Below are 26091 nucleotides of genomic sequence, written 5' to 3'. Positions count from 1 at the left end.
TAAAAAACAAAAAAAGTGTGTAAAAATTACACACTTTTTGAGTAAACAATTATTTGAGTTACCAGTAAGACAACCTATTTTACCTGATGGGCAGGTCTTAACAAGTCGTTTACAGTTTTAACCGGGTTGAAAGTAGAAGAAGGTACTTCTACAAATATGGTATTCCAAAAAGCCATGGCACCATTCCACAATCCAGGAAGCTCCAATGCCTTCAACTCCCTACCTTCTTTAGTTTTACCGGTAATGAAACCTTGTTTTACATCTACAAAATTCATTAAGTTATACTTTTCGCCTTTGTAGTTTTTAACAGCACACACTAAATCAACAGGATTAAAGTGAGTTGAATTCTTAAGAATACCGGCCTGTTGGCCATTTTCCATATCTATTTGAGCCGATTCTATTATCTGAAGCGATATATTACCCTTTCTATCATTGATCCAAAACGGACCTCCACCAGGTTCTCCCTCATTCTTAACCATACCACAGATACGTATAGGCCTATTGATTTTATCCTTTAAAACCTCTATTTGTTCACCTATGCTAAAACCAGAAAAACTATCTGAAAAACGAACATTAAGATCGTTCTCTAAAAAGCTCTTGATCTCATCTAACTGCTGTGCAGTTATATCTCCACTATCCAAACGCTTTGCAAAGTCAAACGCTTTTTCTTGAACCGTTATAAGCACCCCGGCCAGTACCTTTTTACTATCTGCAACCTCACCTGCAAATTTTGGTACGGTAACATTGTCTATATTCTTTATGAAAATGATATCCGCCTCTTGCTCGTTCAAGTTTTCTATAAGTGCACCATGACCACCTGGTCTGAACAGAACAGAACCATCGCCATTTCTAAATGGCTCATTTTGCATATCTACAGCTATGGTATCCGTAGATGTTTTTTGATTGGAATATGTTACTTTGAAAGAAGTATTGGTTGCCGCGGAAACACGCTCTTTTACGGTATTGAATTCCGTATTGAACATATCGCCATGCTGCTCACTTATTGTAAAATGCAACTCTGCCGTATCGCCAGTTTTGGCATAAACCGCCGCTTCTTTTAAATGTTCCTCAAAAGGAGTAGCGGTATGATTTCCGTAATTATGAAACGGCAAAAGACCTTTAGGGTAAAAACCATAGTTCAAGGCATCTTCTGACATCATTTCCTTTACAAATAAATACACTTCTTCATCCTTGGACGAAGTTTTACCCGCAATACGTTGTTTTACCAAATCATAAAAGGCAAAGTTGGTCATCCCCTCGGAAAAAGCTTTTAAGGCTTTGTCATTTGTACGCTCAAAATAACTATCTAACGTTTCTTTTGATGGATCATACGCATCCAAAAAATTAAACAACGCCTTAAACATACGCGATGCTGCTCCGGATGCAGGCACAAACTTTAACAAGGATAAGTTACTCTGCGAAGCATCAAATTTTTGTATCAGTTCCTTCTCTTCGGCCTGGGTAAACTTAGAAAGACCTTCACCAACGGTAACGGCTTTTTCCAACTGCACAAACGGAATACCTTCTTTAAAGGTTTCTATTTGGTCGTGTACCTTTTTTTCTGAAATTCCCTTTTTGGCCAATAAAGCCAAATCATTTTCTGTTAGTGTCATCTAATCTTTTATTCAATAATTTATCTATGTGTTCTACAGCGGTTTCTAGGCGCTCCTTTCTATCGCCCTTCAATATAATGAAATTACGATTATATTTTTCCAAGGTTTCTTTAAAGTAGAGGAACATGCGCTCCCGCTCATTGGGCTTATCCCTTAAATCATCGCCCACCCAAGGCACATCTATATAGGTAAGCAAATACAAATCATAATGATTATTTAATGCATGCTTCTCCAAAACCGGATCGCAATACCCAAGATAATAAGCTTCTGAATATACTTTGGTCTCCAGCAAATCGGTATCGCAAATGAGCAGGTCCGAAGCCTTTTTGGAGAGTTCGTTCTCTAACTTCATCTGTCCCTCGGCAATAGGCAAAAGATCTTTAGGCTCGCAGGTCTTTCGTTCATTGTTCCACTTGTTCTGCAGATACTCTCTTGCGTATTCTGCCACCCAAACGGTATTATAGTGCCTTGCCAACTGATCGGAAAGTGTGGTTTTACCGGTAGATTCCGGACCGAACAATACTACTTTAACAATGTCTGAGGGCTCTTGTTCAAACTTTTTTTCCATGCGAGATAACCATAAACTGCAATAATTGTAAACAAGAAATATTGCAGAGAAGTAAATATAAGGCCTTTGTACCAATAAAGGGGAACGCTAATGATATCCCCAATAATCCAATACACCCAATTTTCTATTTTTTTCTTGGCCATAAGCCACATTCCCACAAAGAAAATTGCGGTAGTAAAGGTGTCCACATAGGCCGTCCAGTTATTGAATTTATCAAAAAACAGATAAATCAGACATACAAAAATTATAGTACCCACGAACAGCAGAACAGACCATTGTTTCTCCTTCTTAGAGGTACGTGTAATGGGAATAAAATGGGTATCATCAACTTTTCTTGTCCATACATACCACCCGTATACGCTCATACTAAAATAGTAAGCGTTTATAAGCATATCTCCTAAAAGTCCAAAAACCAGTAGAATATAGACAAAGATGGCCGTGCTTATAATTCCGGTAGGAAAAACCAGAATATTCTCTTTCTTTGAGAACCAGACACTAAGAAAACCAAAAATTACCCCAATAATTTCTAGCACTACCAAGTGTAGAGGCGTGCCTTCGTACTGGGCAAAAATCCAATCAAAAATGGGGTTCATACGAGCTTCTGTCAGACTTTACTACTTTCATAAACAACAGACCTTTATCCATTAATTCAAAAGCTTCTTTTATATCATTTTTCAAAACATCCATTACCTGATCGTACTCCCCGTAAACTTGAGTGCTCAACGGATTTTCCAAAACCATAAGACCGGAAGCGCGGAGTTTTTTAATGAAATTTATAATGTGCTTTTCAAAATCGTCTTGAAGAGGAGAAAAAGTAAGCTCTACAGATATGTTCATTTTCTAAGATTATTATAAGGGGTACTATAAACGTGATTTTTAGTTCTCGTACTATTGATTTCAACTCTTTAGTGCATAAACACAAGTGAAACCTTCAAACTCCATGAAACGTATTTGATAGTGGGATAAATCTCCGTGGTATAAAATTTCGGCAGTGGTAGCCGCACTGTCAAAAGTAAAGTCCGATACATCTATATGATGTATAAAACTTAGGCCTTGTTGTGCATATATCTTGTAAAGTGCTTCTTTACTCCCCCAAACTATGGTAAGCTTCCGTATTAGGGCATCTGTATTGGCAATGGTACGGTACTCTTCAATAGGAGTAAATTTATGGGCAATACGCAGTATTTTTTCGCGCTGCATTTCAATATCAATACCTACTTCGTTCTTACTACTTATAATGATACCCGTAAAATGGTTTGAATGGGTAATGCTTATCTTATTACCATCATTTAAATGGGGTTTACCAAATTCATCATAAAAAAGGTCCTTATCAACATAACCGGCCTCAGCCATTAAATGCCTGATACTTAAAAACCCTCTACGATGTAGTTCGGATTTCATACCATCCATTCGGTTTTGACAATGCGCGGTCAGGTCTATACCCTTAGAAAGCTCCTGTTCTGTTTCGGTAACCTTCCAGATGTACACCTTAGTGTCCTTATTTACCGTTACTATCTTATAAAGAGGCATATGGTTCTATACGTTTTTCTTAACTTTGCAACCACAAATAGCTGTTTAGCTAATATAACGAAAGTAAAAAATAAAAAAGAATATGGATACCAAAACTGTTTCTTATGTGCCTTATAAGGTAAAAGATATTTCTTTGGCGGACTGGGGAAGAAAGGAAATTGAACTTGCAGAAGCCGAAATGCCAGGACTTATGGCCTTACGTGAAGAGTACGGAGAAGAGCAACCTTTAAAAGGTTCCCGAATTGCCGGATGTCTTCACATGACCATCCAAACCGCTGTGCTTATTGAAACTTTGGTAGCCTTGGGTGCCGATGTTACTTGGAGCTCTTGCAATATATTCTCTACTCAGGACCATGCTGCCGCTGCCATTGCCGCTGCCGGAATTCCAGTATACGCTTGGAAAGGTATGACCGAAGAGGAGTTTAACTGGTGTATTGAACAAACTTTGTTCTTTGGTGAAGAGCGCCAGCCCCTAAACATGATTTTAGATGATGGTGGCGACCTTACCAATATGGTGCTGGATGATTATCCAGAATTGGCAGGAGCCATTAAAGGTCTTTCCGAGGAAACCACTACTGGAGTTCACCGTTTGTACGAACGTGTAAAAAAGGGAACTTTACCTATGCCGGCCATTAACGTAAATGATTCGGTTACTAAATCAAAATTTGACAATAAATACGGATGTCGTGAAAGTGCCGTAGATGCTATCCGCCGTGCTACTGACACCATGCTTGCAGGTAAAAAAGTTGTAGTTGCCGGTTATGGTGATGTTGGTAAAGGTACCGCTGCTTCTTTTAGAGGTGCCGGATCAATTGTGACCGTTACTGAAATTGATCCTATATGTGCGCTTCAAGCCTGTATGGACGGTTTTGAGGTTAAAAAATTGGAAACTGTTGTGGGTACCGCAGATGTTGTTATTACCACAACAGGTAATAAAGACATCATTCGCCCAGAGCACTTTGAGGCTATGAAAGACAAGGTCATTGTTTGTAACATTGGCCATTTCGATAATGAAATCGATATGACCTGGTTGAACAAAACTCATGGAGCTACCAAGGATACCATAAAACCTCAAGTAGATAAATATACTATTGACGGCAAGGATATTATTGTATTGGCCGAAGGTCGTTTGGTAAACCTAGGTTGCGCTACAGGGCACCCAAGCTTTGTAATGAGTAACTCGTTCACGAACCAAACTTTGGCACAGATAGAGCTTTGGAACAACAGCGCTAATTATAAAAACGAAGTATATATGCTACCTAAACACTTAGACGAAAAGGTAGCTGCTTTACACCTGTCTCGTTTAGGTGCCGAGCTTACGGAACTTAATCCGGAACAAGCCGAATATATTGGCGTAACCGTTGAAGGTCCATTTAAGCCTGAGTATTACAGATACTAGAATATTGTAATTAAGACATAGTTCTTATATAGAATTAAAACCCCTTACACTGCTGTAAGGGGTTTTTGTTTTAATACCTAGTTTTTGTTTTTTTTTGGAAAGAATACCAATCCAGGCTATTGCATTCCAGCTATTCTAAAACGAAAAGACTTATTCCAATCCTAATTTCCCTAGGTCATAGAAATAAAAATTCTTTTCATCGTTCATAGCCGCAAAGAGTCCGTTTTTAAAAGTATTGTTCAAGGGTACGGTTACTACATCACATCCATCGGTTTCTAAAGTAGATAAGTTAACCGCTTTTATGAAAGCATTGGTTTCTCTTGAATAGATATTAAACTGTCCTTTCTGTTGATCCGAAACAATAATGTAACCTTTTCCATTTGGGTATTGGGCAATAGCTATTCCTTCAATATCGCTTTTAAAGTTTTCTCCGCCAAAACAACCTAATTCTTCATCTCCCATTGAAGGTTCTGCATAATACTTTCTTATACAATGCTGCTCATCGGAATAATAAACAAACCCAAGTTCATGGTCCACAGCAATGGCCTCTATCTCTTTCTTTCCGCTGAATCTGCCAAATTTACGGACTAGCTCAGCGTTTACTTGGCCGCTACCGTTCGGTTGTAATTTGTATTGATATAAATAACCCTCCGCTGGGCCGGTTTTACGTCCCACTACCGCATATAGACTTTGGTCCTTAGGAGACTTGTACATACTTACTCCCATAGGCAAAGTCAGCTCTGAATTTTTCTCATCGGCAAAAACGGGAAACCCACCGTTATCCAAAGGTGTCATATCCGGTATGGAAAATAAACGGATTTGACTTCTCTCGCGCTCAGTGAAAACCAATACATCCACTTCAATAGAATCGTTTAACGCAAAGCCATAAGCAATATCTACATTGTTGGGTCTCCGGATATTCCTAATTGTTTTGTCTTCAATTATTTTACCTTCAAGATCAAAAGCATAAACGGCTCCGTTGGTTTCTTTGTCCGTTCCAAAAACAATGCTTTTAGACGCATCTTCCGGATTCACCCAAATGGCAGGATCATCTGTATCATTTATAGTTTTTTCAGTGATTATATCAGGTGAAATAGCGGGCAACTTGCTGGTTTTACAAGATTGCGCAACCGTAATAAGTAAAAAAAGGATATGTATATATTTCATAATAAACTGACTAACAAGGACGAACCTTAAAAAGTGTATTTTCTAGATGATATTTTATTTTCTGAACAAATCGTATTTAAGACCAAAGGTCAATCTCCTACCGTAGAACTCCGCTTGTTGAGTACGGTTTTTCACTCCTTGAAAATAGCGTAACGGCTGATTCGTAATGTTATTCAAATCCGCATAAACACTTAAGTTATTGGTGATTTTGTAGCTGGCGTTGAAATCCAAGAAGAGTTGTGTGTCATAATACCTATCCTCAAACTCGTTACCACCAAGTTCGTCTAAATATGAATCAGAGAAATTAGTGGACAGACGCACGGATAATTTTTCATCATTATAACCCAACGAAGCATTAAATGTATTAGGTGTTGTATTTGGCAAGTCTACATCCTCTCGGTCTTCACCATCTTCGTTCTTAATACCGTCAGCAGAAGAAGTGATGAACGTATAATTAAGATAAAGACTTAAATTACGGGCAAAACCGGGCAGAAAATCCAGTTGCCGTTGAAAAGCGAATTCAGCACCAAAAATGCTGGCTCCATCACCATTTAGCGGTTGAAAAATCTCAAAGCCTTCCGTGTCCGCCCCAAAACTATCATCGGTGGCTTCTCCTCTAGACAAGTATATAAAATTATCTATATTCTTATAGAAAAGTCCTCCCGATAGAATACCTACGCTTCTAAAGTAATGTTCTGCCATTACATCAAAATTCATAGAAGTTGTTGCATCCAACTCTGGGTTACCTAAATAAATTTCCTCATCACCTGAAACAATGTCCAAAGAAGGTACTAAATCTTCGTAGTTGGGCCTAGCCAAAGTATTTGTCCATGCAAAACGTAAGATTGATGCATCACTAAGATTGTATTTAAAGTGAAGACCGGGCAAGAGATTGGTATATGAACTTTCTTTTGTTATTTCACCAATTAAATCTTCTTCATCTATAATGCTATTACCCACCGCAGTTACTTTTGTTGCTTCTAAGCGAAGCCCAAGCAGTACGCTCAATTTATCTGTTATATTTTGATTGGTCATGGCATAAGCTGCAAAGACATTTTCATCCACATTAAAATTGGCTCTTAAGAACTCATCCGGGACAGATTCTCCATCAACCAGATCCAATGACCCTAACCAAGTTTCATCTGCAAAAGAACCAGCCACATACTGACTTCCCGCTAAAAAATCAGGGTCTGAAAGGTCCCTTACCGGAACGGCTGCCAGCGTAGGAAAATCATCTTCTAAATCGAATTCAAAAAAATCATTGTCTCTAAGTTTTGTTTTTATTCGTGCCCTTCCACCAAATTTTATACTGCCATCTCCTTTTCCAAAGAAATCGGAAGGCACTTCAAAATTTACGAAAACGTTGATATCCTCTTCCTTGGTAAATTGATTTTCCTCGGTTACCTCATCATATTCAAAATTGGATAAATTCGCATCGGCACTATTCTCTGCGGTCATTAATGGGTATCTTGAATTACTATTGTCGTTTATAACCGAATACTCATTGGCAAATACAATGTACCGCTCATTAAGGCGCTCTTCAGAAGCTTTTGCAAAAGAGGTCATCCAATCTACTTTTAGATTGCCCCACAAGTGCTTACCGCCAAGACTATAGTTTTGCATTCGTTGATTTTCAAGACGTCTGTTCTTATTCCTGCTATTATCAATACCTCCTTTTGTTTCTCTAGTAATTTCCGCAGGAAAACGAGTAAGCCTACCATTATTCAGGGTAAAATCTCCCAATTCTATATCCTCTCCATCCAATATTTCACTTTGCACAACAAATCGGTTTTCACGATCATCACGCCAGTTGTAGATGGTTTTAAGAAAAATAGAGTTATTGGCATCAAACCTGTAATCAAGGTTGGCAGAAAGACTGCGTCTAATCCTTTGTACCAAATATTCACGCTGCTCAAATGCACTGGTGTACGGATCAACATCTACTTCTTCCAAAATTGGCTCACCATCAGCATCATCAACACCTGTATAATATTCAAATTCATCGGACCATTCGGCCTCAACATTATCCGAACCAAAATCATTATCGTTATATGATGCACTTACCATCCATCCAAACTTACCGTTATCACTTCTATCACCTAAAAGAAAAGAGCCGTTAATAATTGGCTTGTCGGTTATAAAGTTGATACCTGAACCTAAAGTAGAAGACAGGCGAAAACCTTGTGGAGAAGTTCTAGTGACAAGATTAACGGAACCACCAAGCGCATCGGCATCCATATCAGGTGTCACCGCTTTACTCACCTCTATACTTTGTATCATATCGGCAGGAATCAAATCCATCTGAACATTCCTGTTGTCACCTTCGGCGGAAGGAACCCGACTCCCATTAAGGGAAACGGAATTCAATTGGGGCGAAAGACCACGAACGATAATATTTCTTGCTTCTCCTTGATCTACCTGCATGGTAATTCCTGGTATGCGTTTAACGGCATCACCAATGTTGGCATCCGGAAATTTCCCGATCTGGTCAGTAGCTACCACATTGGTAATGTTCATATTTGTTCTTTGGGTATTTAAGGCCCTAGCTTGGCTACCTAGTCCAAAACCGGTAACCTCTACCCCATCTAGTTCAAGAGTTTTAGGTGTAATGAATATGGATACCGAAGTGGTTTCTTTTTCTTTAACTTCAACATTTTGGGACACACTTTCATATCCTAAATATGAAATAAGTAAGGTATAGTTTCCTGTAGGGACACCTACTAGCGAGAACCTACCGTCAAAATCAGAAATGGCACCTTTATTAAGGTCCGATATAATGACGTTAGCACCTGGAACGTTTATTCCGTTTTCATCGGAAATCACCCCTTCTATATTTCCCGTTTGCGCAGATAAATTCAAACTTATACAGGCAACAAACACTAAAAAAGCGTGTAATTTCATGGTTTTTTTAGAGTACATTATTAATTGGTTTTATGACCCCAAAAATATGTATATCAGACCTATAGCATGTTTCTAAAAAGGAAACAAATAGGCAACAATGAAAAAAACAAGAGAAACAAGAAGGCAACAATTATGTTAAATTTACATTGCAATAACCTTATCTAAATAGACCCCTAAATACCCATTAAAAAACTGCTTAATTCCTCTTTGGAATCTATGGGTAATTTTTTCCGAAGTCGGTATCTTGAAACACGAACACTATCCGGTGTAAGTCGTAAAATAGAAGCAATTTCCTTTGATGATAAATTAAGGCGTAACAAAATACTTAAACGTAACTCGGCAGGTGACAGGGTCTGCAATGCTTTTGAATTGAGCTGCTTTAAATAGTCCGGATGAATTTCATTAAAGAATGCCATAAACTCATCCCACTCGTCTTCTTGAGCCAAATTGAACTCTATTTCACTCACGACGGAATTGAGCTTTCGCTTTAAATCTATATTGGATCGATTCAAACTATTCTTCAGCGTTTGAGAAAGACTTGAAAGCATCTTGTTCTTTTGGGCCAAATGCAGACTGTACCTTGATAGCGCCGAATTTTTGAGCTGAACCTCTTTTTGCAAACTAATTTCCTCAGCACGTTTACTCTCCAATTCGGCTTCCAGCAAGCGTTTTTCATAACTAGCCTCCTTTTGTCTTTCTTGACGTTTGCGTTTTAAATACAAAAAACAAACAAAACCGATTATGCCCAGACTTACTATGATACAAATTAGGATATACTTTTGCGCCGTGTTTATTTCGCTTTCATGCAACAGCTTCTCTATCTTGGTTTGTTTCTCGTTTATATCGTAGATTATCTGTAATGCTGTAGCCTGATTGGCCTTGTAAGCAGCTTTATTTTGTTCATCAATTTCTAAGAAGGCCGTGAGCTCTATATATGCCTTATCCCCATCTCCCAAAAGGTGATAAGTTTTGGACAAATCTTTATGCGCGCTGGCCGCTGCTTCATAAGAATTGGTCAGTTTAGCTATTTCTAAAGATTTTGACGTGAAATGGAGCCCTTTTTCTACGTCTCCCGTTTTTCTATAGACATCTCCCAAATTATTTAGAATGTTCGCGCGTCTTGTATCTTGTGCAGGTTGATACTTTAACGCTGTTTCAAAATAGCTCCTAGCCTTATCAAACTCTTCCAAATCTTCATATATACTGCCAATATTTTCATTCACCAAAGAGATACCTTCTGCATTGTTAAGCTTTACATACAGCTGTAGGCTCTCTTCCTGATATTTTAGTGCTTCATCATAATATCCTTGTTTTTCATAACAAGAACCCAAATTACTTTTGGCTAAAGCAATAGTTTTTTGTGCTCCTATTAATGTAGCCTCATCTATACATTTATTAAAATGAACAATTGCTGCTTCGTAGTTCTTTAGGTCCATATGAATGGAACCCATCCTATTAAGAAGGTCTACATACAAAGTATCATGAACTTGTGACGATAGTATAACAACAGCCTTATTGTATTGGTCTAAAGCTTCGGTATAAACACCTGTACGCTGGCAGTAATAACCCAATTCTGCATGAGCTCTCGCTATATCTTTGTCAAATCCTGTTGCTAACTGCTCCTTCAGGTTAACATTTAAATCAGCAAAGGTACTGCTGATGGTAGTGTCATTTGAAGATTGACCTATTACCCACGTGGGAACACTCAAGAAACATAAAAAAATAAATGCAGCCTTTATTTTGTATACCATGATTAGCAAAAGAACTTACCAAGTTACGGCGCCAAGGTTGTGACAATATTATTCAAACATTAACTTAACGTTTAAATAGCGCACAAAAAAACCCTATCCAAAAGCTTGGAAAGGGTTTTTATACGATAAAAGAAATACTTCTTAAGCCTCAAACGGCTCTATGGAAACATAAGATTTTCCACCAGCTTTCTTTTCAAACTTTACTAGTCCGTCTACACGGGCATGCAATGTATGGTCTTTACCGGCATACACATTCTCACCTGGATTGTGTCTTGTACCACGTTGTCTAACGATGATATTTCCGGCAATAGCGGCTTGGCCACCAAAAATCTTAACGCCCAAGCGTTTCGATTCTGATTCCCTACCGTTTTTAGAACTACCTACACCTTTTTTGTGTGCCATGATATTAGGTTTTTAAAAGTGCTTCCGTTAGAAAACTTCAGGTTGCACAATATTGATTATACTTTAAGGGGTTAGCAATTATGCTTTACCACCATCTAATTCGTCTTGCCATTTCTTCAACTCATCCCACTTACCTTCAGCGGCTAATTTAGCTTGTGCAGGCCATGTATCTGTTACGTGGTTACCACGTACATCTGCGATGATTTCAGAAATCTTAGCAGCATCTGTCTTTGCCAACTCGGCAAAGGTAGAAATTCCTGAAGCGATTAAAGTCTCGGCAATTTTCGGACCGATTCCTTCAACTTTTTTCAAGTCGTCCGCTTTTCCTGATTTCTTAGGAGCGGCAGCTTTTGGTGCAGCTTCCTTTTTAGCAGGCTTCTCCTCTTTCTTAGGAGCAGCAGCTTTCTTACCACCTTTCGCAACGATGCTCTCGATTACGATTTCGGTCAAAGCTTGACGGTGACCGTTCTTAACACGGTACCCTTTACGTCTTTTCTTCTTAAAAACGATTACTTTGTCACCTCTTAGGTGTTTAACGACTTTTGCCTCAACAGTGGCTCCGTCTATAGCCGGGGCGCCTACAGTAATGTTCGTTCCGTCTGCTAAAAGAAGTACATTGTCAAAAGTTACCTTTTTACCTTCTTCAGTCTGTAAACGGTGAACATACACTTTTTGGTCTTTCGCAACTTTAAATTGCTGCCCTGCCATCTCTACGATTGCGTACATAATTGTGTATATATTAGTTTATTGTTTCCGCCCATTTTTTCAATAAGCGGATGCAAATATACGCCTAAATCGTTAACCCACAAGTGTTTTTTATATATTTTACCCTCATTTTTTTGGATCCAAAGCCCAAAAATAAAGCCGCAAAATAAAATTGCAGCTTTTACATTATTTCAATCAACCTCTTTATCAGGGATGATTGACCAATTTTCTCTTAAGATTACGACTTGTTTTAAAGAGTTGCATAAACGATAAAGTCAACACCAAAGATGTAGCAAACCCCATTATAGCAACGGTAAAGAATACTATTCCTTCAAAACTTTTGTAATCATTGAACCAGGCAGTAGACAGTTGTTCCAAAAACATACCGTTTAGTTCCGTACTGTAGAAGGCGAAAAATATGGTGAATACCAATGTAGCTACAAAACCGGTTACCAAACCAGCGGTAAACCCCTTTCCATAGTCAAAACTATCCGGGTTTTTCAATTTAAAATACTTGATTGCTTCATAAATTCCAAAGCCTGTAATGACACCATTAAAAAGGCTAAAGAAAATATTAGTGTGCAAATTAAACAATGAGAGTATCAAAAAATAAGCAATCAAGCAACCGCTCGTAGCGATTCCAAATCTAATGGGTTGAGCAAATTGTTTCATTTTTACAATATTTTGAAGTTCAATTCTTTAAGGTAATAATTATTTTAAAACGATGCTATAAAAAGGTGTTAATTAAAAGCGATAGAGTCAACTTTTCTTACAAAACAGATATATTCGTGTAACAATATCAGTTGGTCAACTACTAACAAAATATCTAAACACTACACAATGAAAAACAAACTATTTACAGGAGTCTTTCTTCTTATGGCCGGGCTCTGCCTTCAGGCCCAAGAAGTAACTTATGAAGAATACGAACTCAACAATGGGCTTCATGTAATTCTTCACCAAGACAATACAGCGCCTATAGTAACAACCTCGGTCATGTACCATGTGGGCGGAAAGGACCGTACCGAAGGGCGTACCGGTTTTGCCCATTTTTTTGAACATTTGCTTTTTGAGGGCACCAAGAACATAGAGCGCGGCAAATGGCTTGAAATCGTTTCTTCCAACGGAGGCAAAAACAATGCGAACACTTCCCAAGACCGCACCTATTATTACGAGGTGTTCCCTTCCAATAATCTAAAATTAGGACTTTGGCTAGAATCCGAGCGCATGTTGCACCCCGTTATTGACCAAAAAGGTATTGACACACAACAAGAAGTGGTCAAGGAAGAAAAAAGGCTTCGATATGACAACAGGCCCTACGGCCAACTCATTCCCGTTGTAGGTAAAAATCTGTTCAAAAAGCACCCTTACAAAGACCCGAACATTGGCTATATGAAGGATTTGGACGCCGCAACCCTAGATGATGTTGTTGCGTATAACCATAAATACTACGTACCTAACAATGCGGTATTGGTAGTTGCCGGTGACATTGATATAGCCGACACCAAAAAAATGGTGGAAGACTATTTTGGTTCCATACCAAAAGGTGAGGAAATAACACGTAACTATCCCAAAGAAGACCCAATACTTAAGGAGGTTAGGACCAAAGCCTATGACCCCAACATACAGATTCCCGCCTCTGTTATTTCATATAGAACCCCTGGTTTTAAAGAAAGAGATGCCTATGTTCTGGATATGATATCCACTTATTTGAGTGATGGTCGTAGTTCCAAGTTATACAAGAAAATTGTAGACGACCAAAAACAGGCGCTGCAAGTTGGCGCTTTTAATGTAGGACAGGAAGACTACGGCATGTACTTGGTATATGCGTTTCCCGTAGGAGAAACAAGTCTTGAGACCCTAAATACGGAAATGGAGGAGGAAATTGCAAAAGTTAGGGATAGCCTAATTTCAGAAAAAGACCATCAAAAACTACTGAACAAGTTCGAGAACCAATTCGTAAACTCAAATTCTAGCGTAGAAGGCATAGCAAATTCATTGGCGCGTAACTATTTGTTGTATGGCGATACAGAGCTTATCAATAAAGAAATAGACATTTTTAGGTCCATTACCCGCGAAGAAATCATGGAAGTAGCCAACAAGTACCTAAGACCCGAACAACGGGTAATTATAGATTATCTTCCTGAAGAATCACGATCCAATTAAAAACTATGCATAGCGGGATCAAAGAAACCGCCGTTCCATTTTTATTATTTCGCCAAAAGAAAAAACACTATTCATGAAAAATATATTTACAACCCTATTCCTTCTTGCCTTTGTCCTCGTTGGACAGGCTCAGATAGACCGTAGCCAAATGCCGGAAGCAGGTCCGGCTCCGGAAATAAACCTGAAAGACCCACAAACATTTGAACTCAGAAACGGATTAAAGGTCCTAGTTGTAGAAAACAATAAACTCCCACGGGTTTCCATTCAACTAAGTATAGACAACCCTCCTATTCTAGAAGGAGCCAAGGCAGGTGTTTCCGTTTTAACCGGCAGTTTGTTGGGCAAAGGTTCTAAAAACATCAAAAAAGACGACTTTAACGAGGAGGTGGATTTTCTGGGAGCACGTATTAATTTTGGTTCCCAAAGTGCCTTTGCTACCTCGCTTTCCAAATATTTTCCTAGAGTATTGGAGCTTATGGCAGATGCCAGTTTAAACCCAAACTTTACTCAAGATGAATTTGATAAGGAAAAGCAGAAAATTATAACCGGCCTAAAATCCGAAGAAAAAAGTGTTTCCGCTATTTCGGGTAGGGTTGGTTTGGCTCTGGCTTACACTAAAAAACACCCTTATGGAGAGTTCATGACCGAAGAAAGCGTTAACAAAGTAACCCTTACGGATGTTATTCAATTTTACGAAGACTACTTTGTTCCTGCCAATGCCTATTTGGTAATTGTGGGAGATATAAAGTTTGATGAAGTAAAAACTTTGGTAGAGGAACAATTTACACCTTGGACCAAAGCGGTGCCACCTTCTTTTGGTTTCTCAAAACCTGCGGACGCCCAATACACACAAATCAATTTTGTAGACGTTCCCAATGCCGTTCAATCTGAAATTACGGTAGAGAATTTGGTAAGCCTACAGAAAAAAGACCCGGATTTCCTATCTGCACTAATGGCCAATGAAATCTTGGGCGGTGGCGGAGAAGGACGTTTGTTCCTAAATCTACGTGAAGACAAGGCCTATACTTACGGTTCATACTCCCGTTTGGGCAATGACAAATATGTACCTGCTCGTTTTAGGGCTACTGCCAGTGTCCGTAATGCCGTAACGGATAGTTCCGTTGTTGAAATTTTAAAGGAAATTGAACGCATTCGTACCGAACCGGTTACCAAGGAAGAACTAGAAAATACAAAAGCTAAATACACTGGCCGTTTTGTAATGGCATTGGAAGACCCTTCTACCATTGCAGATTATGCCTTGGATATTGAAACCGAAGGCCTGCCCAAAGATTTTTACAAGACTTATCTTGAGAGAATAAATGCGATTACCATAGAAGACGTACAGCAAGCGGCAGAGAAATACTTAAAACCGAACAACATTCGTATTGTTGTGGCCGGTAAGGGCAGTGAAATACTTGAAAATCTAGAGAATGTAACGTTCAAGGACAAAAAGGTTCCGGTCAAATATTTTGACAAGTATGCCAATGCTACCGAAAAACCGGACTACAACGCTAGTCTGCCGGCAGATGTTACCGCGCAAACAGTTCTGAACAACTATATTAAAGCAATAGGAGGAAAAGAAAAACTGGCCGGAGTTGAGTCCTATTTTCTTTTGGCCGAAGCGGAAATGCAAGGCATGAAACTGAACCTTGAAGTTAAAAAAACGGCAAAAGACCAGTTTATGCAAGATGTAAAAGTTGCCGGCAACTCCATGAGCAAACAAGTATTTAATGGAGACAAAGGCTATATGGTGATGCAAGGACAACAAAAAGATATGGGTCCGGAAGAAATTGTAAAAGTAAAGGATGAAGCCGCCCCTTTTCCCGAGCTCAATTACCTTAACAGTGCTGTTACTTTAGAAGGTGTAGAAAATATTGATGGCAAGAAAGCCTATAAGCTTAAAATATCTGCTGAAAAAACAGCCTTCTACGATGTGGCAAGCGGACTTAAAGTTCAAGAAACTACAACAGCCGAAATGGGTGGCCAAACTATGACCAGCACCATAAACTACATGGATTACAAAGAGGTTTCCGGCATACAGTTCCCGTTTATAATGGCACAGACCGTAGGACCTCAACGCTTTGAATTTATTGTTTCGGAAATAAAAGTGAACGAAGGAGTTTCTGAAACCGATTTTGAGTAAGAACGATAGGTAAACAGAACTCTTTATACGGCCAAAGCAATGGGGAATTCACCCTATTCTTTGGCCGTATTTATTAAAGAGATGGTTGCTTTGAAACTACCCAACCGCATCCAAGTTTTATAAATAAAATGGTTAGTGAAGTAAAACCATAGGTCTTAATCCCCGTCGTTATCATTAAAGGTAACCACAATACTGGCAGCGCTGGAATAATCAATTTTCAACAAAGCGATGATTTCTGTAACTTACTTCTTTCAATATCATAATTGCATTGGAACGACTTGCACAAAGAATCTTATTTTTTTCTGTTGACCATCCAGACACCCAACAAAATCACAACCCCACCTATCAATTGATAGGCATTAAGTGATTCTCCGTCAAGAACCGCCCAAAAGATGGCCACTAAGGGAATGGTGTACGTTACCGAAGCAGCAAAAACCGGACTTGATAACTTTATAAGTTTGTTGAAGAAAATATTAGCAATAGAAGTACCAATAATAGCCAATGCAAGAAGATACCATAAAGAAGATTGCATTTCTACATTGCCGGAAACCTCGTTAAAAAACCCTGAATAAAAGACTAGGGCCAATGCTGGAAGAAACGCTATTGCGAAACTAGAAGTTGTAACCGCCAACGGTCTTAAGTGTGATAAATGTTTCTTTATAATATTAATATTAAGCGCATAACCTAGAGCGGAAAGCAGTATAAATATGGCGTACCAATAATTTTGATCGGGATTAAAATCCATTCCCGCAACAATTAACGCCACCGTACCCGCCAAACCAATGAACACCCCGGCAACCTGCCTTTTGGTAATAATTGCCCCAAAAAGAAGCACCCCTACAATGGTAGTTAACAGCGGCACAACCGAATTAAATATAGACGTCACGCCACTATCAATCTGGGTCTGCGCCAAAGCGAACAAAAAAGGCGGAAAAAAAGAACTTAACAAACCTGCCCATGTTATCCATTTCCAATCTTTAAGACTTAAAGTACGAACAGTTCTAAAACCGAACAAAAACAATACTAATGAAGCAAATACAATTCGTAAGCCTCCCAATTGCATTGGTGTTAGACCCACCAAAGCCTTTTTAATAAGTATAAACGAGGAGCCCCACACTAAAGATAGTAGAACTAAATAAAGCCATTTTTTACTGTAATCGTTCAAATTTCCTTGGGGTTGAATAGCGTCTAAAACAAAGAAGTAAAGATGCGGCTTTTTTTAGAAAACACAACGCGTACTTGTATATCAAAACACCCAAACAATCACAAATTTCAACTATCACATAATTTTGATTTCCGTCTGCTATTTTAACCGTTGCAGGAGTATTATATTTGCAAAAAACTAATGATGAAAAAAATAGCCCTATTTGTAGCATTTGCATTTACCTTGCTAACCTTTTCCTGCAATTCAAAAAAAGAAACTACCCAGATGAAAAGCGTTATGGCCATACATGACGAAGTAATGCCGGAAATAAGTAAAATGGGGAAACTTGTTGGTGAACTGAGCAGCAAGGAAGACAGCACAGAGGTTGGCCTAAAATATAAGGAAGCCCGTAAAGAACTGCAGGCCGCGCATAAAAGTATGATGGATTGGATGCAAAACTTTGGCTCACGTTTTACCGCAGATGAGATTCTTAACGGCAAAGAACTGTCCAAAGAAAAGCAAATCTGGTTAAATGAAGAGGAAGAAAAAGTAAAGGACTTACGCGATCAAATAAACGGAAGCATCCAAAATGCCGAAGAATTATTGAAAAAATAAACATTGCATTGCGTAGTATACCGAAAAAACAATGCGTTAGCAGATAAATAAAACCTCTAGCCCTGCGTAACCCGTATTTTTACCAAGCACAGAATTTCTAAAGTCCTATTGCTATGAAAAACTTGTTTTTAACCGTTGCTACAATTTTTGTTTTGGGTACAGCTGCTATTAATGCACAAACCACCACTACCCCGCCTACAAAAATGGAAGAGGTCATGAAATCCCATGATGTGGTAATGGATAAAATGCCTTTAGTTTCCAAACTAATCAACAAGCTGCAGACCAAAGCAAACGCCTCGTATAAAAAATCAAAATACGAGAACGCCATCGCAGATTTAAAAAATGCGAACGAGTCTATGATGGTTTGGATGGAGAACTTTGGAAAACGTTTTGATGCAGATGAAATGCTAAAAGGCAAGACGCTCTCTCCTAAAAAACAAGAATGGTTGTTAGAAGAGGAGAAAAAGGTAAGCCAATTAGATGAAGAAATAGACTTAAGCCTTGCTCAAGCACAAGCCGTTTTGAACAACTAGAATACTCCCAACCAAATTTTATACGGCCACATCAACTAGACCCTGAATAGATTTTTAAGAGTTGTCCTGGGCTTCCATTTCCATATCCGCTATACGGGCAACGGTCTTTACCAATCTATTATGGTTCTTTACGAACGGATTGGTCTTATCCCATACATAACCCGCCAGCACAGCACAAATCTGCTCCTTAATAACCGGATTTTCCGTACTGTGGAAGAAAATTGTTTGTAGATTTCCGGTATACCACTCCTTTACGTAAGTAGAAAATACATTCACTCCTTCCAACATATAATCCGTATACTCGGTCTGCCAATCTACTTTTTCACCTTTCAATTCTTTGGCTATTAACTGAGATGCCAAATGTGCCGACTCCACAGCAAACGTAACCCCAGATGAAAATACCGGATCCAAAAATTCCGCACTATTACCAGTGAGCACAAAACCCTTACCGTATAGTTGTTTTACGGACTTTGCGATGTTCTTGATCATTCGCGGTTCAAACGTGTAATCAACACCATCAAATCTATCAAAGTAATATGACGAAAGCTTCATCATTTGCTGAAGTTTCTCTGTATTCGTGCCTTCAAAAGATTCCATATAATCCGTCTTTCCCACAAACCCAATACTTGTAGAACCGTTGGAAAAAGGAATTACCCAAAGCCAAGTATCGGTATCAATTACATCAAAAGTAATGATGGTTCCTTCCTTACCTTCAGGTCTTTTAATATCTTCAACATGGGTAAAAATTGAAGAATGCATGGGTATTTCAGATGGTTTCTCCAGATCTAGCAAACGGGGCAACACCCTACCAAAACCACTGGAGTCTACTATAAATTTAGCGTGAACCGTAGATACTTTTCCATCTATCCCTTTTATAGTTGTGCTAGAGGAACCGTCTTTGGAAAAATCAACTGCGGTCACCTCTTGTTCAAAAGCAATATCCACGCCCCAGGATTGCAACTCGTCCGTTAAGGCCTCATCAAAATCTGCCCGCGGCACTTGCCACGTCCAATCCCATCCATCTCCATGCTTCTTACTAAAATCAAAATTACACACGACCCCTTTATTGTTCATAAAACGGGCGCCGTCCTTAACTTCAAAATTCATGGCTTTAAGACAATCTAACAAGCCAACCGCTTCAAAATGGTCCATACATCTTGGAATTAAACTTTCGCCAATTACAAACCGGGGAAATTTACTCTTCTCAACAACCTTAATTTTAAGCCCTTGTTTATGAAGATATGCAGCAGCAACGGAACCGGATGGCCCTGCGCCTATAATGAGTACGTCAACATTTTCTTGTTGCATTTATTTGATTTTAAAATGAAAGAATCCAAGGTTTCTATTGGTTTCGGAAACGGTTTCTGTTACCAGAACATTGTATTGTGTGCTAAATTAAGACATTGATTCACTAATTATTATAAATTTGCAATCCAAAATCGCTAATTTTAGGTTGCCAAGTCTTATTTACAGACGTCACTAAAATATTACAAATACCTCATAGAATCAACCATAGATGCCGAAAATAAAAGGAAAGTTAGGAATTGAAGAGTTCTACAGTATCATTTTTAAAGAAGATGTTTTATCTATAGATGACAAGGTAATTAAAACGGTACAAGACAGTTTTGATTTTCTTAAAGAGTTTTCAAAGAACAAGGTTATATATGGTGTTAACACGGGTTTTGGGCCCATGGCACAGTATAAAATTAAGGACTCTGAAACCATTCAATTACAATATAATCTAATACGAAGCCATGCTTCCGGCACCGGCAATCCTATTCCTCCCAAATATGTAAAGGCGGCCATGCTTGCCCGTTTGAATACACTTAGTCTGGGCAACTCAGGGGTTCATCCATCCGTTTTGGAAACAATGACCGACTTAATAAATAAAGATGTTACACCGCTTATTTATGAGCACGGTGGTGTTGGCGCCAGTGGAGACTTGGTTCAATTGGCGCATCTAGCCCTTGTTCTTATAGGTGAAGGCGAAGTGTTCTACAAAGGAGACAGAAGGCCTACTCCGGAGGTTTTTGAAGAACTGAACATAACACCAATTAAAGTTGAATTACGCGAAGGTTTAGGTCTAATAAACGGAACATCCGTAATGACCGGTATAGGCATTGTAAATGCTATATACACCCGTAGGCTATTGGAATGGACTATTTGTTGTTCCTCTGCCATAAATGAAATTGTTCAGGCATACGATGATCATTTATCGGAAGACCTTAACCAAACCAAGCGGCATAAAGGCCAACGTGAAATTGCTCGGGCCATGCGTAGCCACTTAAAGGATAGCACTCTTACCCGTAAAAGGGAACATCATTTGTATGTTGACAATAATGGCGTTTCCGTTTTTGAGGAAAAAGTGCAAGAATATTACTCTCTACGTTGTGTTCCCCAAATTTTAGGGCCAGTGCTGGACACTTTGGACCATGTAGAAAAAACACTCATAGAAGAGGTTAATTCTGCCAATGACAACCCTATTGTTAATGTAGAAAAGAAACATGTATACCACGGAGGGAATTTTCACGGAGACTATATCTCGTTGGAAATGGACAAGCTTAAACTAGTTGTAACCAAGATGACCATGTTGGCCGAAAGACAACTTAATTACCTCCTGAACTCAAAACTTAACGACATTCTACCTCCTTTTGTAAACCTAGGAACCTTAGGCCTTAACTTTGGGATGCAAGGTGTACAGTTTACGGCAACATCTACGACGGCAGAGAATCAAATGCTTTCAAACCCCATGTACGTACATAGTATACCTAATAACAATGACAATCAAGACATTGTTAGTATGGGTACCAATGCAGCCAATATTACCAAAAAAGTAATAGAAAATGGATTTGAGGTGATAGCCATTGAAATGATTACCGTTGTCCAAGCAATAGAATACTTAGATTTAAAGGACAAAGTTTCCTCAAAAACAAGAATGATGTACGACGCGGTTCGTAAAATAGTTCCCCCGTTTAAAGATGACACTATTATGTACCCTTATGTAAACGAGGTAAAAAACTATATTATTAACCATCAAAACAAAGAAGTAAAATGAAAAAACTAGCATTTTTATTGGTACTTCTCGTCAATGCATTCACACTTTGTGCACAGGAATTTGCTTTGGTCAGAGAAGATGGAAAATTTGGCTTCATAGACAAAACCGGAGCCTATATTATTCAACCAAAATTTGACAAAGCGGATAGCTTTTCAAACGGATTGGCCGCTGCCATGGAAAACGATTTCTGGGGATTCATAAACACCAAAGGGGAATGGACCATTAAACCTGAATATGATAGGGTAAAAATGTTCAATTCAGGCTATGCCTTAGTTCTTAAGGATGACCAATGGAGATATATTGACACCAATGGCAAAAAACTTGAAACACCAAGTAGCGAAAAATATTATGACTTTGAAGAAGGAGTTGCCCTTTTCCGTTCAGGAGATAAAATTGGACTTCTAGGAACAAATGGAAAGCTAATCCTGGAACCGACTTACGATGCCATAAAAAAATTCCGAAATGGCCATGCCAAAGTAAGTAAAGGGGAACTATGGGGAATGATTGATACATCAGGGAAAGTTGTTATTCCCGTTGAATACGATGAAATAGGCAACACTTTTAAAGAGGCCGGAGTTTATGGTAAAAAAGATGGGACTTTTGGAATCATACACAACGGAAACTTTAACCCAATAGACAACGCCACCAAGGTTTACAATTTTCATGGCGACTCTAAACTAACCTATGCTTCCCGAGAGAAAAAAGCAGGTTTTGTAAATAGTAAAGGAGAATGGGTACTGGAACCTACATTTGATAAGGCCAGAGCCTTTTCAAACGGTTTGGCCCCTGTTGCAATTGGTAAAAAATGGGGATACATTAACGAAACGGGAGAAATGGTCATTGAACCACAATTTAGAGATGCAGAGGTATTTTCTAAAAATGGCCTTGCTCCTGTTAAGGACAAGAATTGGGGCTTTATAGACACTACCGGTAAAGTTATTATTCCAATGGAATATGGTATTTCCGGAAACTTTGCTTTTCTAAAAGGTGCCGAGGAAAAAGGCTTTGTAAATGGGCTTGCCCGTGTAAAATCAAAAAAAGGTTGGGGCTACTTTAACGAACAAGGCAAATTGTTGGCCGATAAGTGGTTTCAAAATGCAGAACCGTTTGTATCCGTTAAATAAGGTTGTTCCTTTTTTTAATTATTAATTTCACTAGCTTTAAACAAAGACTTAGCGAACGGAAACCATACACCCAAAACCTTAGGGGTTATAAAATCTACAATTCTTAGATGAACGAAAAGAAAGCGGAAAAGAAAAAATACGCATTGGTAACAGGAGGGTCTAGAGGAATAGGACGTGCCGTATGTGTACAACTGGCCAAAGACTTGGACTACCAAATTCTTATAAATTACAATAGCAACAAAGCAGCTGCGGACGAAACACTTAGATTGGTAGAAGAAGCTGGCGGAAAAGGTGAGCTTATGGCCTTTAACGTAACCGATGCGGAAGCTGTAAATGCCGCTTTGGAAGCTTGGCAAGAAGCACATGAAAACGATGTTATAGAGGTAATCGTCAACAATGCCGGTATAACACAAGATGGCATGTTCATGTGGATGAAATATGAAGATTGGTCCAAAGTAATAGATACCAGCCTTCATGGTTTCTTTAATGTTACCAACGCCCTTATCCAAAAGCTTTTGGTCAACAAATACGGACGGATTATTAATATGGTTTCCGTTTCAGGGCTTAAAGGCACACCCGGCCAAACCAATTACTCCGCCGCAAAAGGGGCAGTTATTGGAGCAACAAAAGCACTTGCACAAGAAATTGCCAAAAGAAACGTTACAGTAAATGCTGTTGCACCCGGTTTTATTAGAACGGATATGACCAATGACCTAGACGAAAAGGAATTAAAGAGAATGATTCCGGCAAATAGGTTTGGAGAAGCGGAAGAAGTAGCACATGTGGTATCTTTTTTAGCTTCAAAAAAATCGGGTTATATTACTGGTGAAGTCATTAATATCAACGGCGGTATTTATTCTTAAATTTCAGAAGGGGCAATGAAAAGAGTAGTAATCACAGGTATGGGTATATATTCTTGTATAGGCAAAAACCTAGACGAGGTAAAAACATCCCTGTATGAAGGTAAATCAGGTATCGTCAATGATCAAGAACGACTTGATTTCGGTTATCGCTCTGGGCTCACAGGAATGGTTGAAGAACCTAATCTGAAAAAATTACTATCCAGAAGACAAAGACTTAGCCTTGGTGAAGAAGGCCAGTATGCCTACATGGCTACTATTGAAGCCTTTAAAAATGCCAAGATAGAAGACAGTTTTTTTGATGAAAACGAAGTTGGTGTCATCTACGGTAATGACAGTACCGCAAGATCTGTTGTAGAATCTACCGATATATTACGAGAAAAAAAAGACACCACATTAGTAGGGTCAGGTGCTATTTTTAAGGCAATGAACTCTACCGTAACTATGAACCTTTCTACCATATTTAGGCTTAGAGGGGTAAACTTTACTATTAGTGCTGCTTGCGCTAGTGGGTCTCATTCTATTGGTATGGGCTATCACCTTATAAAAAGTGGTCTTCAGGACTGTATTATAACGGGTGGCGCACAAGAAATAAATAAACTGGCCATGGGCAGTTTTGACGGCCTTGGTGTTTTCGCCACTACAGATGGTGATCCGGCAAAAGCCTCAAGACCTTTTGACCAAGCCAGAAACGGTTTGGTACCTAGTGGTGGTGGTGCAACTTTAATTTTAGAGAGTTATGATTCCGCAGTTAAAAGAGGAGCACCTATTTTGGCAGAGGTTATAGGATATGGGTTCTCTTCAAACGGAGGACACATCTCTACACCAAATGTAGACGGACCTTCGCGTGCTATGCGAAATGCACTGCAAGATGCCAATATAGAAGCCTCGGTTATAGATTACGTGAATGCACATGCTACTTCTACCCCGGTAGGCGACGCCAATGAAGCAAAAGCCATTTATGAAGTTTTTGGCAAGCATAACCCACCGGTAAGCTCAACAAAATCTATGACAGGACATGAATGTTGGATGGCTGGTGCAAGCGAGGTAATTTACAGCCTGCTTATGATGCAAAATTCGTTTGTTGCACCCAACATCAATCTAGAAAATATTGATGAAGATGCAGCAAAATTAAACATAGTTAAAGAAACGTTAAATAAAAAAATTGACGTATTTTTGTCCAATTCATTCGGGTTTGGTGGTACAAACTCCGCTTTGATATTAAAAAAATGCTAGCGAAAGATGGTGATGACCAAAGAAGTTATTATTCAAAAAATAGATGATTTCCTTATCGACGAGTTTGAGGTCGAAGAAGAAGAAATCGCTGCCGATGCTAATCTTAAAGATACTCTAGGTTTAGACAGCTTAGATTTTGTTGATTTAGTAGTGGCCGTAGAAAGCAATTTTGGCGTAAAGCTAGTAGGTGAAGACTTTATAAACGTTACTACCCTACAGAATTTTTACGACCTTATTGAGCGTAAACTTCACTGATACTCCCCTGAGAAAACCCAAATATGGCAACAGAATGGGAAGGAAAATCCAAAGGCACTGTTTTAGGATATAGAATTTATATTTTCTTTATCAAAAAACTAGGGCTAGGTGCTTCATACCTACTCCTTCATTTCGTAGTTTTTTATTACTGTATATTTTCTGTAGCGAGTACTAAGGCTATATTCTACTATTTTCACAAAAGACTTGGGTATTCTACTTTAAAAAGTCTCTTTAACGTCTACCGCAACTATTACGTCTTTGGCCAGACAATTATAGATAAGGCGGCCATATCCGCAGGTTTAAGGGACAGGTTTACCTATGATTTTGACGGAATTGAAAAGATTGAAAGTCTTCTAGAACAGAAAAAAGGCGGTATTCTATTAAGCGCCCATATTGGTAATTTTGAAGTTGCACAACATTTTCTCCAAGATATAAATGCCTTTTCTTCGATCAACTTGGTAACATGGGATCGACGAGCACGAAGAAATCAAGGCCTATATGGAAAGTGTTACCTCAAAATCCAACATCAAGCTTATTCTAATAAAAGAAGATATGTCCCATATCTTTGAAATTCATACGGCCCTAACAAACGGCGAGTTGGTATGCTTTACGGGAGACCGCTACATTGAGGGCACAAAATTCTTGGAACAGCAATACTTAGGAGCCACAGCAAAATTTCCTATGGGTCCTTATTTATTGGCTTCCAGATTAAATGTTCCGGTTTTGTTCGTTTACGTGATGAAAGAATCTAAAAAACATTACCACCTATACGCACGAACTGCAGAAGTAAAACGTGGTGATGCCCAAGGTCTACTGGAAAAATATACCGAAAACCTAGAGTGGATTATTAAAAAATATCCACTACAATGGTTTAATTATTTTGATTTTTGGGGAGATAAGACAAATAAATAGGATATTTGGTCTATC

General features: G+C 38.8%; 25 protein-coding genes. 12 read left to right on the top strand and 13 right to left on the bottom strand.

Going from position 1 to position 26091, the window contains the following annotated elements; genetic code table 11:
• Positions 1 to 74 precede the first annotated feature (74 nt).
• The 5 genes from SJY45_RS15135 to SJY45_RS15115 are packed head-to-tail and all read right to left on the bottom strand — an operon-like array spanning position 75 to position 3711.
• Positions 75 to 1613, bottom strand: coding sequence for a DUF4301 family protein (locus SJY45_RS15135; protein ID WP_400071782.1), 1539 nt, complete (start codon positions 1611 to 1613; stop codon positions 75 to 77).
• Positions 1594 to 2181: an AAA family ATPase gene (locus SJY45_RS15130; RefSeq protein ID WP_215913140.1), complete on the bottom strand. Its 588-nt coding sequence runs from the start codon at positions 2179 to 2181 to the stop codon at positions 1594 to 1596. Before SJY45_RS15130 ends, SJY45_RS15135 begins: the two co-directional genes overlap by 20 nt.
• Positions 2136 to 2774 carry a nicotinamide riboside transporter PnuC gene (pnuC, locus tag SJY45_RS15125; RefSeq protein WP_215435917.1) on the bottom strand — a complete coding sequence of 213 codons (639 nt, stop codon included), beginning with the start codon at positions 2772 to 2774 and terminating at the stop codon, positions 2136 to 2138. The genes SJY45_RS15130 and pnuC overlap by 46 nt, the downstream gene beginning before the upstream one ends.
• Entirely contained in the window at positions 2758 to 3018 is a 261-nt protein-coding gene (locus tag SJY45_RS15120) for a thiamine-binding protein (RefSeq protein ID WP_215435918.1), read from the bottom strand. Before SJY45_RS15120 ends, pnuC begins: the two co-directional genes overlap by 17 nt.
• Positions 3019 to 3078: 60 nt before the next feature.
• Positions 3079 to 3711: a 4'-phosphopantetheinyl transferase family protein gene (locus SJY45_RS15115; RefSeq protein WP_400071779.1), complete on the bottom strand. Its 633-nt coding sequence runs from the start codon at positions 3709 to 3711 to the stop codon at positions 3079 to 3081.
• 82 nt (positions 3712 to 3793) lie between these two features.
• Here SJY45_RS15115 and ahcY point away from each other — a divergent pair, with 82 nt between their 5' ends.
• Positions 3794 to 5110: an adenosylhomocysteinase gene (gene ahcY, locus SJY45_RS15110; protein WP_215435924.1), complete on the top strand. Its 1317-nt coding sequence runs from the start codon at positions 3794 to 3796 to the stop codon at positions 5108 to 5110.
• Between the two features lie 150 nt (positions 5111 to 5260).
• On the opposite strand, the gene SJY45_RS15105 is transcribed toward ahcY, so the two are convergent.
• From SJY45_RS15105 to SJY45_RS15080, 6 genes are all read right to left on the bottom strand, one after another.
• Positions 5261 to 6277, bottom strand: a complete 1017-nt coding sequence (locus SJY45_RS15105) for a phytase (RefSeq protein ID WP_400071776.1) — start codon at positions 6275 to 6277, stop codon at positions 5261 to 5263.
• A gap of 54 nt (positions 6278 to 6331) precedes the next feature.
• Positions 6332 to 9196, bottom strand: coding sequence for a TonB-dependent receptor (locus SJY45_RS15100; RefSeq protein WP_400071775.1), 2865 nt, complete (start codon positions 9194 to 9196; stop codon positions 6332 to 6334).
• 155 nt (positions 9197 to 9351) lie between these two features.
• Complete coding sequence (locus tag SJY45_RS15095) at positions 9352 to 10929, bottom strand: tetratricopeptide repeat protein (protein WP_400071773.1); 1578 nt, start codon at positions 10927 to 10929, stop codon at positions 9352 to 9354.
• A gap of 141 nt (positions 10930 to 11070) precedes the next feature.
• Complete coding sequence (gene rpmA / locus SJY45_RS15090; protein ID WP_013992723.1) at positions 11071 to 11331, bottom strand: 50S ribosomal protein L27; 261 nt, start codon at positions 11329 to 11331, stop codon at positions 11071 to 11073.
• A gap of 78 nt (positions 11332 to 11409) precedes the next feature.
• Positions 11410 to 12057 (bottom strand): 50S ribosomal protein L21, encoded by a 648-nt coding sequence (gene rplU, locus SJY45_RS15085; RefSeq protein WP_289061239.1) that lies wholly within the window; start codon positions 12055 to 12057, stop codon positions 11410 to 11412.
• A 186-nt stretch (positions 12058 to 12243) separates the two neighbouring features.
• The gene (locus tag SJY45_RS15080) at positions 12244 to 12708 is read right to left on the bottom strand and encodes a DUF4199 domain-containing protein (RefSeq protein ID WP_215435929.1); all 465 of its coding nucleotides are present in this window, start codon (positions 12706 to 12708) and stop codon (positions 12244 to 12246) included.
• 168 nt (positions 12709 to 12876) lie between these two features.
• Here SJY45_RS15080 and SJY45_RS15075 point away from each other — a divergent pair, with 168 nt between their 5' ends.
• Together SJY45_RS15075 and SJY45_RS15070 are read left to right on the top strand one after the other, a co-directional pair.
• Complete coding sequence (locus SJY45_RS15075) at positions 12877 to 14199, top strand: M16 family metallopeptidase (protein WP_400071770.1); 1323 nt, start codon at positions 12877 to 12879, stop codon at positions 14197 to 14199.
• A 73-nt stretch (positions 14200 to 14272) separates the two neighbouring features.
• Positions 14273 to 16342, top strand: coding sequence for a M16 family metallopeptidase (locus SJY45_RS15070; protein WP_400071768.1), 2070 nt, complete (start codon positions 14273 to 14275; stop codon positions 16340 to 16342).
• Between the two features lie 292 nt (positions 16343 to 16634).
• Here the strand turns inward: SJY45_RS15070 and SJY45_RS15065 are convergent, their stop codons facing one another.
• Complete coding sequence (locus tag SJY45_RS15065) at positions 16635 to 17507, bottom strand: DMT family transporter (protein WP_400071766.1); 873 nt, start codon at positions 17505 to 17507, stop codon at positions 16635 to 16637.
• Between the two features lie 180 nt (positions 17508 to 17687).
• Between SJY45_RS15065 and SJY45_RS15060 the strand changes: the two genes are divergently transcribed.
• Both SJY45_RS15060 and SJY45_RS15055 read left to right on the top strand, forming a co-directional pair.
• Entirely contained in the window at positions 17688 to 18101 is a 414-nt protein-coding gene (locus SJY45_RS15060; protein WP_252735727.1) for a hypothetical protein, read from the top strand.
• A 113-nt stretch (positions 18102 to 18214) separates the two neighbouring features.
• On the top strand, positions 18215 to 18634 hold the full coding sequence (locus SJY45_RS15055) for a hypothetical protein (RefSeq protein WP_215435943.1): 420 nt from the start codon (positions 18215 to 18217) through the stop codon (positions 18632 to 18634).
• Between the two features lie 54 nt (positions 18635 to 18688).
• Here the strand turns inward: SJY45_RS15055 and SJY45_RS15050 are convergent, their stop codons facing one another.
• Positions 18689 to 19942 carry an NAD(P)/FAD-dependent oxidoreductase gene (locus SJY45_RS15050; protein WP_400071763.1) on the bottom strand — a complete coding sequence of 418 codons (1254 nt, stop codon included), beginning with the start codon at positions 19940 to 19942 and terminating at the stop codon, positions 18689 to 18691.
• A 208-nt stretch (positions 19943 to 20150) separates the two neighbouring features.
• Here SJY45_RS15050 and hutH point away from each other — a divergent pair, with 208 nt between their 5' ends.
• The 7 genes from hutH to SJY45_RS15015 all read left to right on the top strand — a co-directional run bounded on the left by hutH (position 20151) and on the right by SJY45_RS15015 (position 26076).
• Positions 20151 to 21689, top strand: a complete 1539-nt coding sequence (hutH, locus tag SJY45_RS15045) for a histidine ammonia-lyase (RefSeq protein WP_400071761.1) — start codon at positions 20151 to 20153, stop codon at positions 21687 to 21689.
• Positions 21686 to 22813 (top strand): WG repeat-containing protein, encoded by a 1128-nt coding sequence (locus SJY45_RS15040; protein ID WP_400071759.1) that lies wholly within the window; start codon positions 21686 to 21688, stop codon positions 22811 to 22813. The genes hutH and SJY45_RS15040 overlap by 4 nt, the downstream gene beginning before the upstream one ends.
• Before the next feature lie 107 nt (positions 22814 to 22920).
• Positions 22921 to 23676: a 3-oxoacyl-ACP reductase FabG gene (gene fabG, locus SJY45_RS15035; protein WP_289061223.1), complete on the top strand. Its 756-nt coding sequence runs from the start codon at positions 22921 to 22923 to the stop codon at positions 23674 to 23676.
• Positions 23677 to 23691: 15 nt separating this feature from the next.
• Positions 23692 to 24909 (top strand): beta-ketoacyl-[acyl-carrier-protein] synthase family protein, encoded by a 1218-nt coding sequence (locus SJY45_RS15030; RefSeq protein WP_400071757.1) that lies wholly within the window; start codon positions 23692 to 23694, stop codon positions 24907 to 24909.
• Positions 24910 to 24921: 12 nt separating this feature from the next.
• The gene (locus SJY45_RS15025; protein WP_038237449.1) at positions 24922 to 25164 is read left to right on the top strand and encodes an acyl carrier protein; all 243 of its coding nucleotides are present in this window, start codon (positions 24922 to 24924) and stop codon (positions 25162 to 25164) included.
• Positions 25165 to 25187: 23 nt separating this feature from the next.
• Positions 25188 to 25733, top strand: coding sequence for a hypothetical protein (locus SJY45_RS15020; RefSeq protein WP_400071755.1), 546 nt, complete (start codon positions 25188 to 25190; stop codon positions 25731 to 25733).
• Positions 25717 to 26076, top strand: coding sequence for a hypothetical protein (locus SJY45_RS15015; protein WP_400071753.1), 360 nt, complete (start codon positions 25717 to 25719; stop codon positions 26074 to 26076). The genes SJY45_RS15020 and SJY45_RS15015 overlap by 17 nt, the downstream gene beginning before the upstream one ends.
• Positions 26077 to 26091 lie beyond the last annotated feature (15 nt).

This window comes from Zobellia russellii (assembly GCF_044597075.1).
GTDB lineage: Bacteria > Bacteroidota > Bacteroidia > Flavobacteriales > Flavobacteriaceae > Zobellia > Zobellia russellii.
Note: the sequence above shows the minus strand (reverse complement) of the source record. Positions and strands in the feature narration are given on the sequence as shown.

Excerpts from the sequence above, each read along its gene's own strand:
- SJY45_RS15135 (WP_400071782.1), bottom strand. The coding sequence starts at position 1,613 with ATGACACTAACAGAAAATGATTTGGCTTTATTGGCCAAAAAGGGAATT.
- SJY45_RS15130 (WP_215913140.1), bottom strand. The coding sequence starts at position 2,181 with ATGGAAAAAAAGTTTGAACAAGAGCCCTCAGACATTGTTAAAGTAGTA.
- pnuC (WP_215435917.1), bottom strand. The coding sequence starts at position 2,774 with ATGAACCCCATTTTTGATTGGATTTTTGCCCAGTACGAAGGCACGCCT.
- SJY45_RS15120 (WP_215435918.1), bottom strand. The coding sequence starts at position 3,018 with ATGAACATATCTGTAGAGCTTACTTTTTCTCCTCTTCAAGACGATTTT.
- SJY45_RS15115 (WP_400071779.1), bottom strand. The coding sequence starts at position 3,711 with ATGCCTCTTTATAAGATAGTAACGGTAAATAAGGACACTAAGGTGTAC.
- ahcY (WP_215435924.1), top strand. The coding sequence starts at position 3,794 with ATGGATACCAAAACTGTTTCTTATGTGCCTTATAAGGTAAAAGATATT.
- SJY45_RS15105 (WP_400071776.1), bottom strand. The coding sequence starts at position 6,277 with ATGAAATATATACATATCCTTTTTTTACTTATTACGGTTGCGCAATCT.
- SJY45_RS15100 (WP_400071775.1), bottom strand. The coding sequence starts at position 9,196 with ATGTACTCTAAAAAAACCATGAAATTACACGCTTTTTTAGTGTTTGTT.
- SJY45_RS15095 (WP_400071773.1), bottom strand. The coding sequence starts at position 10,929 with ATGGTATACAAAATAAAGGCTGCATTTATTTTTTTATGTTTCTTGAGT.
- rpmA (WP_013992723.1), bottom strand. The coding sequence starts at position 11,331 with ATGGCACACAAAAAAGGTGTAGGTAGTTCTAAAAACGGTAGGGAATCA.
- rplU (WP_289061239.1), bottom strand. The coding sequence starts at position 12,057 with ATGTACGCAATCGTAGAGATGGCAGGGCAGCAATTTAAAGTTGCGAAA.
- SJY45_RS15080 (WP_215435929.1), bottom strand. The coding sequence starts at position 12,708 with ATGAAACAATTTGCTCAACCCATTAGATTTGGAATCGCTACGAGCGGT.
- SJY45_RS15075 (WP_400071770.1), top strand. The coding sequence starts at position 12,877 with ATGAAAAACAAACTATTTACAGGAGTCTTTCTTCTTATGGCCGGGCTC.
- SJY45_RS15070 (WP_400071768.1), top strand. The coding sequence starts at position 14,273 with ATGAAAAATATATTTACAACCCTATTCCTTCTTGCCTTTGTCCTCGTT.
- SJY45_RS15060 (WP_252735727.1), top strand. The coding sequence starts at position 17,688 with ATGATGAAAAAAATAGCCCTATTTGTAGCATTTGCATTTACCTTGCTA.
- SJY45_RS15055 (WP_215435943.1), top strand. The coding sequence starts at position 18,215 with ATGAAAAACTTGTTTTTAACCGTTGCTACAATTTTTGTTTTGGGTACA.
- SJY45_RS15050 (WP_400071763.1), bottom strand. The coding sequence starts at position 19,942 with ATGCAACAAGAAAATGTTGACGTACTCATTATAGGCGCAGGGCCATCC.
- hutH (WP_400071761.1), top strand. The coding sequence starts at position 20,151 with ATGCCGAAAATAAAAGGAAAGTTAGGAATTGAAGAGTTCTACAGTATC.
- SJY45_RS15040 (WP_400071759.1), top strand. The coding sequence starts at position 21,686 with ATGAAAAAACTAGCATTTTTATTGGTACTTCTCGTCAATGCATTCACA.
- fabG (WP_289061223.1), top strand. The coding sequence starts at position 22,921 with ATGAACGAAAAGAAAGCGGAAAAGAAAAAATACGCATTGGTAACAGGA.
- SJY45_RS15030 (WP_400071757.1), top strand. The coding sequence starts at position 23,692 with ATGAAAAGAGTAGTAATCACAGGTATGGGTATATATTCTTGTATAGGC.
- SJY45_RS15025 (WP_038237449.1), top strand. The coding sequence starts at position 24,922 with ATGACCAAAGAAGTTATTATTCAAAAAATAGATGATTTCCTTATCGAC.
- SJY45_RS15020 (WP_400071755.1), top strand. The coding sequence starts at position 25,188 with ATGGCAACAGAATGGGAAGGAAAATCCAAAGGCACTGTTTTAGGATAT.
- SJY45_RS15015 (WP_400071753.1), top strand. The coding sequence starts at position 25,717 with ATGTCCCATATCTTTGAAATTCATACGGCCCTAACAAACGGCGAGTTG.